At 57.6% G+C, this 13,672-nt stretch carries 15 protein-coding genes; all 15 read left to right on the forward strand.

What is annotated here, in order from left to right:
- The 15 genes from rpsP to NVV94_RS05665 all read left to right on the forward strand — a co-directional run bounded on the left by rpsP (position 1) and on the right by NVV94_RS05665 (position 13,660).
- A complete protein-coding gene (gene rpsP / locus NVV94_RS05595; protein WP_258446238.1) occupies positions 1 to 252 on the forward strand; it encodes a 30S ribosomal protein S16 in 252 nt (83 codons plus the stop codon).
- Between the two features lie 5 nt (positions 253 to 257).
- On the forward strand, positions 258 to 794 hold the full coding sequence (gene rimM, locus NVV94_RS05600; protein ID WP_258446239.1) for a ribosome maturation factor RimM: 537 nt from the start codon (positions 258 to 260) through the stop codon (positions 792 to 794).
- Positions 795 to 797: 3 nt separating this feature from the next.
- Positions 798 to 1,550 carry a tRNA (guanosine(37)-N1)-methyltransferase TrmD gene (gene trmD, locus NVV94_RS05605; protein WP_258446240.1) on the forward strand — a complete coding sequence of 251 codons (753 nt, stop codon included), beginning with the start codon at positions 798 to 800 and terminating at the stop codon, positions 1,548 to 1,550.
- Between the two features lie 42 nt (positions 1,551 to 1,592).
- On the forward strand, positions 1,593 to 1,943 hold the full coding sequence (rplS, locus tag NVV94_RS05610) for a 50S ribosomal protein L19 (RefSeq protein WP_166360067.1): 351 nt from the start codon (positions 1,593 to 1,595) through the stop codon (positions 1,941 to 1,943).
- A gap of 144 nt (positions 1,944 to 2,087) precedes the next feature.
- Positions 2,088 to 2,984, forward strand: a complete 897-nt coding sequence (gene xerD / locus NVV94_RS05615) for a site-specific tyrosine recombinase XerD (protein WP_258446241.1) — start codon at positions 2,088 to 2,090, stop codon at positions 2,982 to 2,984.
- Between the two features lie 160 nt (positions 2,985 to 3,144).
- Complete coding sequence (gene dsbC, locus NVV94_RS05620) at positions 3,145 to 3,870, forward strand: bifunctional protein-disulfide isomerase/oxidoreductase DsbC (protein ID WP_258446242.1); 726 nt, start codon at positions 3,145 to 3,147, stop codon at positions 3,868 to 3,870.
- 138 nt (positions 3,871 to 4,008) lie between these two features.
- Positions 4,009 to 5,313, forward strand: a complete 1,305-nt coding sequence (locus NVV94_RS05625) for a homoserine dehydrogenase (protein ID WP_258446243.1) — start codon at positions 4,009 to 4,011, stop codon at positions 5,311 to 5,313.
- Positions 5,314 to 5,399: 86 nt separating this feature from the next.
- A complete protein-coding gene (gene thrC, locus NVV94_RS05630; RefSeq protein WP_258446244.1) occupies positions 5,400 to 6,809 on the forward strand; it encodes a threonine synthase in 1,410 nt (469 codons plus the stop codon).
- A gap of 321 nt (positions 6,810 to 7,130) precedes the next feature.
- Complete coding sequence (locus NVV94_RS05635; RefSeq protein ID WP_258446245.1) at positions 7,131 to 8,510, forward strand: tyrosine-type recombinase/integrase; 1,380 nt, start codon at positions 7,131 to 7,133, stop codon at positions 8,508 to 8,510.
- A gap of 3 nt (positions 8,511 to 8,513) precedes the next feature.
- Positions 8,514 to 8,864 carry a hypothetical protein gene (locus NVV94_RS05640; protein WP_258446246.1) on the forward strand — a complete coding sequence of 117 codons (351 nt, stop codon included), beginning with the start codon at positions 8,514 to 8,516 and terminating at the stop codon, positions 8,862 to 8,864.
- A gap of 96 nt (positions 8,865 to 8,960) precedes the next feature.
- A complete protein-coding gene (locus NVV94_RS05645) occupies positions 8,961 to 9,158 on the forward strand; it encodes a helix-turn-helix domain-containing protein (protein WP_258446247.1) in 198 nt (65 codons plus the stop codon).
- Positions 9,159 to 9,161: 3 nt separating this feature from the next.
- A complete protein-coding gene (locus tag NVV94_RS05650; protein WP_258446248.1) occupies positions 9,162 to 11,507 on the forward strand; it encodes a hypothetical protein in 2,346 nt (781 codons plus the stop codon).
- 369 nt (positions 11,508 to 11,876) lie between these two features.
- Positions 11,877 to 12,185: a hypothetical protein gene (locus NVV94_RS05655; RefSeq protein WP_258446249.1), complete on the forward strand. Its 309-nt coding sequence runs from the start codon at positions 11,877 to 11,879 to the stop codon at positions 12,183 to 12,185.
- Between the two features lie 382 nt (positions 12,186 to 12,567).
- On the forward strand, positions 12,568 to 13,149 hold the full coding sequence (locus NVV94_RS05660; protein WP_258446250.1) for a recombinase family protein: 582 nt from the start codon (positions 12,568 to 12,570) through the stop codon (positions 13,147 to 13,149).
- Between the two features lie 52 nt (positions 13,150 to 13,201).
- Positions 13,202 to 13,660: a hypothetical protein gene (locus NVV94_RS05665; RefSeq protein ID WP_258446251.1), complete on the forward strand. Its 459-nt coding sequence runs from the start codon at positions 13,202 to 13,204 to the stop codon at positions 13,658 to 13,660.
- Positions 13,661 to 13,672 lie beyond the last annotated feature (12 nt).

Raw genomic sequence — 13,672 nt, forward strand, 5'->3', positions numbered from 1 at the left:
ATGCTAACCATCCGTCTTGCCCGTGGTGGCTCTAAAAAGCGCCCATTCTACCAACTGACCGTTACCGATTCGCGTAACCCACGCGACGGTTCCCACAAGGAGCACGTTGGTTTCTTCAACCCTGTCGCTCGTGGTCAGGAAATCAAGCTGTCCGTGAACCAAGAGCGCGTAGCCTACTGGCTGAGCGTTGGTGCACAGCCGTCTGAGCGTGTTGCTCAGCTGCTGAAGGAAGCTGCCAAGGCTGCTGCCTGAGCAATATGAACGCGACGCCAGAAAGCGCTGATGACCTGATCGTTGTCGGCAAGATATTTTCGGTTCACGGCGTTCGCGGCGAGGTGAAGGTGTATTCCTTTACCGATCCGATTGAAAACCTGTTGGATTACCGCATCTGGACGCTTCGGCGTGACGGCGTGGTGAAACGGGTAGAGCTGGTCAGTGGCCGTTCCACTCAAAAGGACCTGGTCGCCAAGCTCAAAGGCCTCGACGATCGCGATGAAGCCCGTCTTCTGAGCGGTTATGAGATTCTGATCTCGCGGAGCCTTTTACCCAACCTGCCTGGCGACGAGTACTACTGGTACCAGTTGGTAGGTCTGAAAGTCATCAATCAGGACGGACAGTTGTTCGGCACGATTGATCACCTGTTGGAGACCGGCGCGAACGATGTAATGGTGGTCAAGCCTTGCGCAGGCAGCCTGGATGATCGCGAGCGTCTGTTGCCCTATACGGAGCAATGCGTGCTGGCAATCGACCTGGGTGCAGGCGAAATGAGGGTTGAATGGGACACGGACTTCTAAACGATGGCGAGCCTTCGTGTCGAGGTCATTACGTTGTTCCCCGAGATGTTTTCGGCCATCAGCGAGTACGGCATTACCAGCCGCGCGGTGAAACAGGGGTTGTTGCAACTGACCTGTTGGAATCCGCGGGACTACACCACAGATCGTCACCATACGGTGGATGATCGGCCGTTTGGCGGTGGTCCGGGGATGGTGATGAAGATCAAGCCCCTCGAAGATGCCCTGGTCCAGGCCAGGCAAGCAGCAGGGGAAGCGGCGAAGGTTATTTACCTGTCGCCACAAGGCCGTCAACTGAATCAGTCGGCGGTACGCGAACTGGCGAATGCAGAGTCGTTGATTCTCATCGCAGGTCGTTATGAAGGCATTGACGAGCGGTTTATTCAGGCTCATGTCGATGAAGAGTGGTCGATTGGCGACTATGTATTGTCTGGCGGTGAGCTGCCGGCGATGGTCCTGATCGATGCGGTTACACGACTGCTGCCCGGAGCTTTAGGGCATGCGGACTCCGCCGAGGAAGATTCCTTTACGGATGGTCTGCTTGATTGCCCGCATTACACCCGACCGGAGGTATATGCGGATCAGCGTGTTCCCGACGTGTTGCTAAGTGGCAACCATGCACATATCCGGCGATGGCGTTTACAGCAGTCCCTTGGAAGGACCTATGAACGACGCGCCGATCTTCTGGAAAGACGCTCGCTTTCTGGAGAAGAGAAGAAGCTGCTGACGGAGTATCTCCGTGAGCGGGACGATAGTTAACGTATCGATGGTAGATCAGACGATTTACCTTAGGAGCACAGCATGACCAACAAAATCATTCAGCAGATCGAAGCTGAGCAGATGACCAAAGAGATCCCGACCTTTGCCCCGGGCGACACCATTGTCGTTCAGGTGAAAGTGAAGGAAGGTGATCGTTCGCGTCTGCAGGCCTTCGAAGGCGTTGTAATCGCCAAGCGTAACCGTGGTCTGAACAGTGCTTTCACTGTTCGCAAGATCTCCAACGGTGTTGGCGTAGAGCGTACTTTCCAGACCTACAGCCCGCAGATCGACAGCATGGCCGTGAAACGTCGTGGTGACGTGCGTAAAGCCAAGCTGTACTACCTGCGTGACCTGTCCGGTAAAGCAGCGCGCATCAAGGAAAAACTGGCTTAAGTCCAGTTTTGCCAGCGGTCACGGGGCCGCGATGCAGAAAAAAGCAGCCTTCGGGCTGCTTTTTTGTTGCTCGTCGTTTGTGGAAGACTAGCGTCTGTCTGTCCATTCTCTATTTTTTCGCGACGCTTGCGTTTCCGAGTTCTCATGCCTGCTATCGAACACCCGCTGATCGATCAATACCTCGATGCCCTCTGGCTGGAAAAGGGCCTTTCCGACAATACGCGCGAGGCTTATCGCAGCGACCTGGCCTTGTTCAACGGCTGGTTGCAGGAGCAGGGCGTCGAGCTGATCGGTACCGGCCGCGAGATGATTCTCGACCATCTGGCCTGGCGCCTGGAGCAAGCCTACAAGCCCCGTTCCACGGCTCGGTTTCTCTCTGGTGTCCGTGGTTTTTATCGCTACTTGCTGCGGGAGAAATTGATCGGCGTCGATCCAACCCTGCAGATCGAGATGCCGCAACTGGGTCGGCCGTTGCCCAAATCGCTATCTGAAGCCGACGTCGAAGCGCTATTGCTGGCGCCGGACCTGAGCGAGCCGATCGGCCAGCGCGACCGGGCGATGCTCGAAGTGCTGTACGCCTGCGGCTTGCGCGTGACCGAGCTGGTCAGCCTGACCCTGGACCAGGTCAACCTGCGTCAGGGTGTATTGCGGGTGATGGGCAAAGGCAGCAAGGAACGCCTGGTGCCGATGGGGGAGGAGGCCGTGGTCTGGGTCGAGCGCTACTTGCGCGATGGCCGCAACGACCTGCTCGGCGGGCGTCCCAGTGATGTGCTGTTCCCCAGCCTGCGCGGCGAACAGATGACCCGGCAAACCTTCTGGCACCGGATCAAGCATCAGGCTCAGGTCGCCGGCATTGGCAAGGCGCTGTCGCCGCACACGTTGCGGCATGCCTTCGCCACGCATTTGCTCAACCATGGCGCGGACCTCCGAGTGGTGCAGATGCTGCTGGGCCACAGTGATCTCTCTACCACCCAGATCTACACTCATGTGGCGCGTGCGCGCCTGCAAGATCTGCATGCCCGGCATCATCCGCGCGGTTGAGCTCCAGGCGCGGATCGCACAGCTCTTGTGTCAGACGGAGTCGGCCCCGCAGGCCTAATGTGTTAGGCTTGACCGGTTTGTACTGGGGGCATTGACTGCGCACCATTTTTGCGCACGACCGTACTGCGGTTGGTCCCCACGTCCGCCTTTAGGAGTTCTCATGCGCTTGACCCGAATTTTTGCCGCCGCCATTGCGCTGGTCAGCAGTTTTGCCATGGCCAATGACGCCGAGCAAACCATTCGCAAGACCCTCGAAACCCTGCAACTGGATGTGCCGGTCGATAGCGTGGCTGCCAGCCCGCTCAATGGCCTCTATGAAGTCAAGCTCAAGGGCGGCCGGGTGCTTTATGCCAGCGCCGACGGTCAGTTCGTCATGCAGGGCTATCTGTTCCAGATCCAGGATGGCAAGCCCGTCAACCTGACCGAGAAAACCGAGCGTCAGGCCATCGCCAAGACCATCAACGGTATTCCCAGCGCAGAAATGGTCGTCTACCCAGCTGTGGGCCAGACCAAGTCGCACATCACCGTCTTCACCGATACCACGTGCCCTTACTGCCACAAGTTGCACGCCGAGGTTCCAGAGCTGAACCGCCTGGGCATCGAAGTGCGTTATGTCGCCTTCCCGCGCCAGGGCCTGGGTTCGCCGGGTGACGAGCAATTGCAGGCGGTCTGGTGCTCCAAGGACCGCCGCGGTGCCCTGGACAAGATGACCGATGGCAAGGAAATTACCGCAGCCAAATGCGTGAATCCGGTCAGCAAACAATTCGAGCTGGGCCAGTCGATCGGTGTCAGCGGTACACCGGCCATCGTTTTGGAGAACGGTCAGGTGATTCCGGGCTACCAGCCGGCGCCACAAGTTGCGAAACTGGCGCTGGCAGCCAAGTAATTCTGCATTGTCAGGGCAGGCCTCTGACAAGCACGGTCTGGCGGATCGACCGCCAGGCCATTCAATAGCGAGCCGCACAGCAGTCTGCGGTTGTTTTCATGGCCGACCTCGCGTCGGCCGTTTCATGGGGAGTTCACAGTGAAACCGGTCAAAGTAGGCATCTGTGGGTTGGGGACCGTCGGTGGCGGTACCTTCAATGTACTTCAGCGTAACGCCGAGGAGATCGCCCGCCGTGCCGGGCGTGGTATCGAAGTGGCACAAATTGCCATGCGTTCGCCTAACCCGAACTGCCAGATTGCCGGTACCCCCATTACCGCGGATGTGTTCGACGTTGCGACCAACCCCGAAATCGATATCGTCATCGAGCTGATCGGTGGCTATACGGTTGCCCGGGAGCTGGTGCTCAAGGCCATCGAGAACGGCAAGCACGTCGTCACCGCGAACAAGGCGCTGATCGCTGTCCACGGCAACGAGATCTTCGCCAAGGCCCGCGAGAAAGGCGTGATCGTCGCATTCGAAGCCGCAGTGGCAGGCGGCATTCCGGTGATCAAGGCGATTCGCGAAGGCCTGTCGGCCAACCGTATCAACTGGGTGGCTGGCATCATCAACGGCACCGGTAACTTCATCCTCACCGAGATGCGCGAAAAAGGTCGGACCTTCGAAGACGTCCTCGCCGAAGCCCAGGCACTGGGTTACGCCGAAGCCGATCCGACCTTCGACGTCGAAGGTATCGATGCGGCGCACAAGCTGACCATCCTGGCCTCGATCGCGTTCGGCATCCCACTGCAGTTCGACAAGGCCTACACCGAAGGCATCACCAAGCTGACCACCGCCGACGTCAACTACGCCGAAGCGCTGGGCTACCGCATCAAGCACCTGGGTGTTGCCCGCAGCACCGCCAGCGGCATCGAACTGCGCGTACACCCGACCCTGATCCCGGCCGATCGCCTGATCGCCAACGTCAACGGCGTGATGAACGCCGTCATGGTCAATGGCGACGCAGCAGGTTCCACCCTGTTCTACGGCGCCGGTGCCGGCATGGAGCCGACCGCGTCCTCCGTGGTTGCCGACCTGGTCGACGTGGTGCGGGCAATGACGTCCGACCCGGAAAACCGTGTGCCGCACCTGGCCTTCCAGCCCGACTCGCTGTCGGCGCACCCGATCCTGCCGATCGAGGCCTGCGAAAGCGCGTACTACCTGCGCATTCAGGCCAAGGATCACCCTGGCGTACTGGCCCAGGTGGCAAGCATCCTGTCCGAGCGCGGCATCAACATCGAATCGATCATGCAGAAGGAAGTCGAAGAGCACGATGGCCTGGTGCCGATGATCCTGCTGACTCACAGCGTGCTCGAGCAGCGTATGAACGATGCCATCACCGCCCTGGAAGCCCTGCAGGATGTGGTCGGCAGCGTCGTACGCATCCGCGTCGAACAATTGAATTAACTTAGCGGTAAGCTACACGCTGCAAGCCGCCGTTGCTTGTAGCTTGTAGCTTGTAGCCTGAAGCTCAACCAGAAAGGTTTGCCCTCATGCGTTATATCAGTACCCGCGGCCAGGCGCCGGCCCTGAATTTTGAAGATGTGCTGCTCGCCGGCCTTGCCAGCGACGGCGGCCTCTACGTGCCGGAAAACCTGCCACGTTTCAGCCAGGAAGAAATCGCTTCCTGGGCTGGCCTGCCGTATCACGAGCTGGCGTTCCGGGTGATGCGCCCGTTCGTCACCGGCAGCATTCCGGATGCCGACTTCAAGAAGATTCTCGAAGAAACCTATGGCGTGTTCGCCCATGCAGCGGTCGCGCCGCTGCGTCAGCTGAACGGCAACGAATGGGTACTTGAACTGTTCCACGGCCCGACTCTGGCGTTCAAGGACTTCGCCCTGCAATTGCTCGGTCGCCTGCTCGACTACGTGCTGGAAAAGCGCGGCGAGCGCGTGGTGATTCTTGGCGCCACCAGCGGTGATACCGGCTCGGCCGCGATCGAAGGCTGCCGTCAGTGCGAAAACGTCGACATCTTCATCCTGCACCCGCACCAGCGTGTTTCGGAAGTTCAGCGTCGGCAGATGACGACCATCTTCGGCGATAACATCCACAACATCGCCGTGCAAGGCAACTTCGACGACTGCCAGGAAATGGTCAAGGCCAGCTTTGCCGACCAGGGCTTCCTCAAGGGCACCCGCCTGGTAGCCGTGAACTCGATCAACTGGGCGCGGATCATGGCCCAGATCGTTTACTACTTCCATGCGGCCCTGCAGTTGGGCGGCCCGGCCCGTTCGGTAGCGTTCTCGGTGCCGACCGGCAACTTCGGCGATATCTTCGCCGGTTACCTGGCGCGCAACATGGGCTTGCCGATCAATCAACTGATCGTCGCCACCAACCGCAACGACATCCTGCACCGCTTCATGAGCGGCAATCAGTACGTCAAGGACACGTTGCACGCGACGCTTTCGCCATCGATGGACATCATGGTCTCGTCGAACTTCGAACGTTTGCTGTTCGACTTGCACGGGCGCAACGGCGCATCGATTGCCGGGCTGATGGATACCTTCAAGCAAGGCGGCGGTTTCAGCGTCGAGCAGGATCGCTGGACCGAAGCCCGCAAACTGTTCGATTCGCTGGCTGTCGATGACGAGCAAACCTGCGAAACCATCGCCGACGTCTATGCACAAACCGGCGAAGTCCTTGACCCACACACCGCGATTGGGGTCAAGGCCGCACGCGAGTGCCGTCGCAGCCTGGACATTCCGATGGTGGTTCTGGGCACGGCGCATCCGGTCAAGTTCCCGGAAGCGGTCGAGAAGGCGGGTGTAGGTAAAACACTTGAGTTGCCACCGCATCTCTCTGATCTTTTCGAAAGAGAAGAGAAGTGCACGGTATTGCCCAATGATCTCAAGGCCATTCAGAACTTTGTCGGTCAACACGGTAATCGTGGCAAGCCGCTCTGATTGACTAGATCTGCAACACATAAAGCCCGTCTCCTGACGGGCTTTATTTTTTCTACGTGCCACACTGCTTTCGGTTTCAACGATCAAGGGATAGGTAGTACGACATTATGCTGTCCAGCCGTGTCCGCTAGTGTTTTTAAGTCCGTAAAATTCCTTTTGAATTCAATAGGTCGGTCCTATCCTGTGTCTGTACCTGTTCGCTTGTGTCTGTCAGTGACCAGCGTCTAACAGACACCAGATAGACACGAGAAAGCACCAAGGGACTGTGGAGGGAATCATGACCGGTTGGACAGGTTCCCGTTATCCGTTGAGGGTAAGGCCATGTCAAACCTGACTGATCGGACAGTTCAAAAGGCGATCCGTGATGCAAAGACGAACGGATCGGATGTGTGGGTGACGGATGCTGCGAAATCCAGAGGTACGGGTCGGCTACGACTGCGAGCCAGTGCCAACGGTCGTGCTGCCTTCTACTTCCGCTATGTGAACCCGGAAGGGAAGCAGTGCCAGATATCCCTCGGCGTCTACGACAGCGACGGCAAAGCGGGACTGACGCTCAAGGAAGCCGGGAACAAAGCTGGTGCGCTGTCGAAGCTATATCAGGACGGCCACCGCGACTTGCACGCCTACCTTGCCCAACAAGGGGCCGCGCGTGATGCAGACGCCAAGGCCGCCCAGCACGAGCGCGAGGAAGCCGAACGGCAGGCCAGCAGTGGATCACTGGAGGCGTTGTGCAACGGCTACGTTGCCCACCTGCGGCGCCAGCACAAGTCGTCGGCCAGGGATGTGCGCAACCTGCTCCACAAGCATGTGATCGAAGCGTTCCCTGCTTTGGCCGCTACCCGTGCGCAGCACATCAGCCACAAGGATGTGAACGTGATGTTGTCGGCCTTGGTAGATGCAGGCAAAGGTCGGACAGCCGGCAAGGCCCGCGCCTTTTTGCGGGCAGCATACGCTGGCGCACTCGCGGCTGAGTTTGATCCAACCATTCACCCGGATCTGCACGGTTTCGACTTGGTAATGAACCCGGCAGCACTGGTGCCAGCGAAAGCACTGGCGCGCTTCAACAGGGTGGGCGAACGGACACTGTCCGAATCCGAACTGCGGGTCTACATGGCAGCGCTGGAACAACGGCCAGGGCTCGCCGCCGACGCTATCACCCTGGCTTTGTTCCTGGGCGGCCAGCGCATTGCCCAGACGCTGCGGCTACGTCCGGCTGACGTGGACCTCGACGCCGGCACCATCGTCTTGTTCGACAGCAAAGGCGCTCGTCAGACACCAAGGACGCATGTGTTGCCGCTGAATGAGAGGGCCCTGGTGATCGTCAAGCGGCTGTTGGCGGCCAATGGTAGCAAGCCGTTCCTGTTCGCCCGCCACACCGTGCCGGTACGCCCCGAGATACTCTCCAAGCTCGTCGCCAAGATCAGCAGCATGATGGTGGCAGCCGGTACGGCACGCGAGCCCTTCAAGCTGTGTGATCAGCGCAGGACCGCCGAAACGGCGTTGGCCCGCATGGGCATCAGTAAAGACATTCGCGCCCAACTGCTTTCTCACGGACTCGGTACGCTGCAAGACCGTGTTTATGACCGGCATTCGTACATGGACGAGAAGAAAGCCGCTTTGGAGCGTTGGGCGATGAAGCTGGAAGAGATTGCCAGCGGTAAGGCAGCCAGCAATGTGGTGCCGTTGCGCACAGGAGCGTGAGCCATGAACGTGTCAGACCGACTGAAGGTATTGATCCGGCAGGTGGAGGCGATGGAACGTCTCAACGTACAGGGGGAACTGTCCACTGTGCAGCAATTTATCCTGACAAAGATCGGTGACTATCTGGACCGAATTGACCTGTGGGGCCCTGCTTTGCTTCAGCGGGGCAGGCCGGGTAAGCCCGAGGATGAGTTACGTCAGCTGCTCGCGCTGGTAGAAGATCTTAAGCGTGATAAAGGGATCAAGACGGACAAAGCCGCCCTCGAATGGCTCTGCGCGCACGGCGAACGTCGGGTGGTGCCGATCAAGACCTTGCGGAACCAACTCAGTCAGGCGCGCCAACTGTCTCGTTAATGCCATCTGTCATCCCGGAAATTCTAGGGAATTTTTTCGGGATGCGCTTCAGCGTAAAAAGTCTCCCAATGGTTCTGAAATCATCAGGAGACAAACATGGAACAGCTTAAACAACTCTTCAGCCCCAACAACGCCGCCGACGTGCTGGACCTCTCGCGCTCCAAGGTCTACGACCTCATGAAACGCGGGCTTCTGCATTATGTGATGGTCGATTCGGATCGTAGGATTCCGCTTTCCGAAATTGAAAGGATCGCCGCCGAAGGTGTGCCATCCATCACCAAGGATGGGGGGTAAGCCATGACCACCAAAGAAAAGCCCCCTGCCGGTAGCACGGTAAAGGGGGCTGAGGGAAGCACTTCATGCACCGTTGATCCTAGCGCGGAATCTGAGACCAAGCAACTGCTTGGTGGAACCCCCCGTGGCTACATGGGGACTAGGAAAGTTAAAATTAACAAAAGAGCCTTTATCGGTCTAGAGATGGAAGAACGCTGGGTGCCGTTCAGGATGGTCTGGAATCCGAAGCGGGAGAAGTGGGACAAGATCCCCAACAACGGCCAATTCAACCTGTCCACCAGTGAACCAAAGCAATGGACGCCAATGGCCGAAGCGCTGGAACGCGCCAATAACCCTAAGCTCGATCTATCCGGGGTTGGTTTTGTCATGACCGGGGGTCTTACGACTGGCGGGGGTGCCGACAAGTGTACCTTGGCCGGTTTCGACTTCGACGACGTAAACTTCGACAAGTTCAAGATCCCGTTCAAGACTTATGCGGAAAAATCCCCCAGTGGTAAAGGCGTGCGCATGTTTGCTTGGGTGCCAACCGCTTGGGCGAAAAAATATCAGGACACGTTGGATTGCAAGCCGCCGAACTGTGACCACTGTGAAATTTATCTAGGCACTAGTGCAAGATTTTTGACAGTAACGTTCGATAATATGAACGCCAAACACATGGCCAACCTGACCGAAGACGATCTGAAGGTTATCGAATCTTGGGGCCTGCGTGAACTGAGGGAGACACGCGGGGAGCCAGCAAAACCCATCGATGACTTTGACGGCACGCCAGCGGACCTATCCAAGTGCCTGCTGAGCGAGGACCAGCAAGCACTGGTAGACGGGAACTATGCCGGTGATCGAAGCCCCGTTTTTTACGGGCTTATCATCATGCTGGCTAATGACGGTATATCTGCCGAAGATATTTTGGCAACCATCTTCCAGACCGAAGCCTTGTGGTCGTATTGTTTAAGCCACCGGGGGGATGACGAAGAGAAGGCAGCGGAATTTGCCAAGGATGAGGTCCGGCGGGCTTGGGATAAAACCGATGACGGTATCCACCGGGACATGATCGGTTACGGGAAGCCAGCCGATCCTGTTGTAAAAGATCCTGATGCGCCCGAAAGCAATCCAGTGAGTGATCCAGTGGCTGGTCCAGTGACTCCTGAAGTCAGCCCCACCTTCCCCATGGAACTGTTCAAGAAGGCACCGGGTCTGGTCGGTGAGATTGCCAAGTGGATCATGAGGGCGTCACATGCGCCTAGGGAAGAGTTCGCCTATGCCGTGGCGCTGTCCATCGTCGCCTGCCTGATCGGCCCCCACTGCACGGCGGGGGGCTCCATACTCAACCTGTATATCGCACTGGTCGGCGGCACCGGGACGGGCAAAACCGAAGCGATGAAAGCGGGGCTCAAGCTGTTGGGCGCTACGGAAGCCAAGGACTCTGTGTCCGACTTTCCGGCATCGGAGCCTGCCATGCGTCGGCAACTCACCATAACCCCCAATGCCCTGATCCGCGTAGACGAACTGGCGCACAAATTTGAAAGTCTTGGTAAGGGTGACGCGAACGGCTCGGGGCTGAGCCGGGCCGTACTGGAAGCCTATGACGGCGACCGGATGCCGCCGAAACCCTACGCCGACAGCCACAAGACGCTGGAGGCAGTGGAAAATCCGTTCGTGCAGATCCTTGGTGGCACCACCGACAAGATCTGGGAAGCGTTTTCGATCAAGCATCTGGAAGACGGGACGTTGAACCGGTTCATCTTCATCTGCCTGCCCGACGATCCCCCCTACAGCTGCAACGACGAGCCTTGGCATGCGGTGCCGAAGGCGTTCAAGGATAAGCTCACCGCCTTCTGGCGGGCTGGGCGACGGGACGAGATGATCGGTGAAGGGTGGGGGCGCAAGGTTGAATATGACGAGGAGGTGAAGGCGGCACTGAAAGCCCTTGGGCCGCAGGTGTACGAGCGGAAGCAGCAGCTGGGCGAGTACGGCCCCTTGTATGGAAGGTTCGAACTGCACGTCAGCAAGATCGCGGCCATCCTTGCCGTCGGTGACGGGCGTCTGCTGGTGGAGATGAACGACTATTCACAGGCGCTGGCCTTCATGACCTGGAGCGTCGAGACCACGCTGAGCAAGGTCAGCGGCACCTTGGCGGGCAGCGCCTTCGAGAAGTCCACCAAGCAGGTTGTGCGGCTCCTGCAAAAGGCAGGCGGCAAGCTGCGTCAGCGCGATCTGTACAAGGGCATGAACTTGTGTCGCCGGGAAATGGCAGAACTGCTAATCACGCTGGGAATGCGCGAACAGGTGAGGGAGACAAAGGCGGAAAACAAGAACGGGACGACGACAATTTGGGTGGAGTTACTGTCCTAACCACTGTCCTACTGTCCGTAAAAAAGGAGGGCACCGGGGGCTTTCACAGGGGGTTGACTGTCCTACTGTCGTATTTGCGAAAAGACAGTACCGGAGGCTCTAGCACAGGGCATCCCCATACTGTCTTAAAAAAAAAAAAAAAAAAAAATAGAATTATATAAAGAGCCTTTTAAGGGTTTTATCTTAATTTTAAGGGTTTTATCTGTGTTTTAGGGGTTTCGGGGCGTTCTGCGTGAATATTTCCCGGAAAAAGACGGACAGTAGATTTTGACCCCGGTGAAGGGGGTCAGGAGGCGATGGTGAAAGCCCCCCATCAGGGGGCGCCTGTGAAATGAAGAGGACGCCGCCGTACTGTTGGAGCAGGAGGATATGAAAATGAAACTGGTTAAATTGGCGCACCCTTCGCAAGTGCGCGAAGTCGGCCCCGGCGACCTTGATCGGCTGTTGGCGCAAGGCTGGGTGGAGATCAAGAAGCCGGTGAACAGGAATGCGCGCAAGCAGCGGCTATTTCGCCAGCGCCGTAAATTGCTCGGGCAAAAGCGAATTGCCGCGTATCTGGATATGGCAGATGCAGAGGCTTTATTAGCTGCACGGCTGCCGGGTGAAACTGTGGCGCAATTGCTAATGCGGTTATTGCGCGTTAATAGTGAAAACCATATACCGGACAGAGACAAATAGAAAATTTTACGGATTACTGAGCGGACGAGCCGAAAGCCCTAGATAGACGCTTAATTGGTAGGTTATTTGTTTATTTATAAAAGACGAAGCGTAATGAAGTGGTAGCAGCGACCCAGATGGTGATCGCGGCCAATATGGCAACCCTCACCAATGGACAGCACTCAGGGGAGGAAGCTCTATCAATTGATAGAGCTTCTGGAAAGCCCAAGGTAGCCACCAAGCGCTCTATCTGCGAAGCGGAGAGGTCGTCAACAAACGAACGTTAAATGATACCGGCCTTGGATGCCATATTCTGGTATCAACAAAACGGCTTGCGCCTTTGATGATGCCTGTTAGACTGATACCAGTGTTTGTTGATACCAGCCGCAGAGGGGATACCGCCATGAGAACCTTTCTTTACGCCAGGGTTTCCACCGAAGACCAGACCACTGACAACCAGGTGCAGGAGGTACGGGCCGCAGGCTTCGCTGTGGAGCAACAGCGGGTGATCGTGGAGACAATCTCGGGCAGCACGATAGCTACCCAACGCCCGCAGTTTGCGAAGCTGGTAGAGCGTCTGGAGAGGTCGGACGTACTCATTGTCACCAAGCTGGATCGTCTTGGCCGTAGCGCAATTGACGTCCAAAGCACAGTCAAGTCACTCGCTGATCGTGGGGTCAAGGTTCACTGTCTGGCATTGGGCGGTGCCGACCTGACCAGTTCAGCCGGGAAGATGACCATGGGTGTGCTGGCCGCTGTCGCAGAGTTCGAACGTGACCTGATCGTCGAGCGGACACAGGCCGGACTGGCGAGAGCCAAAGCTGAAGGCAAGAAGCTGGGCAGACCCGTTGCGACTGGCACAACTGCGCAGGTGCAGCGGTTGAAGGCTGAAGGCAAGTCGCAGCGGGAAGTGGTTGCGCTCTCGGGGTTGAGTATCGCCACGGTGAAAAGGCATTGGAGCCCAAGCCATAGAGAGCGGTGCTGAAGCATCCCTGAACGCATCTCGGGAGGTCGCAGGGGTATTGAGGAGGTGAAGCATGAACGCAACAATGGAATCAACCGCACCCTATCAATCCGCACTCGATAGGACGGTGCCCAGCCCATGGGCTGGTCAACTGCGCTCTGATCTGAACGAGTTGCAGATGTACCGGGCTCAACAACCTGTTCCTGATCCAGTCAAAACCGCAGCCAAGAAGGCACGGGCAGATAATGCCCGTGAAGACAAGACAAGGCGCCTGAAAGCCGCGATGGACGCCGTGATTTCACTCTACCGCAAGCAGCTTGTGGACTGGACCGGCACTGCCGGCGAGCGCGCCATATGGGTGCAAAAACAGATACAAGCCGAGGCAGATGCCGAGTACGCCGCACTGGTCGAACTCAACTGCATCTTGACCGAAAGCCACCCCGAGCACCGGATAAAAGTCAAAGCGGGCAACCAAACTCTGGTGCCGGGGTGGCGCTACATTGATGATTACTTGAAAAGTCTGCATATCTAATAAATAGAACGG

The organism is Pseudomonas sp. LS1212 (assembly GCF_024741815.1).
Lineage (GTDB): Bacteria > Pseudomonadota > Gammaproteobacteria > Pseudomonadales > Pseudomonadaceae > Aquipseudomonas.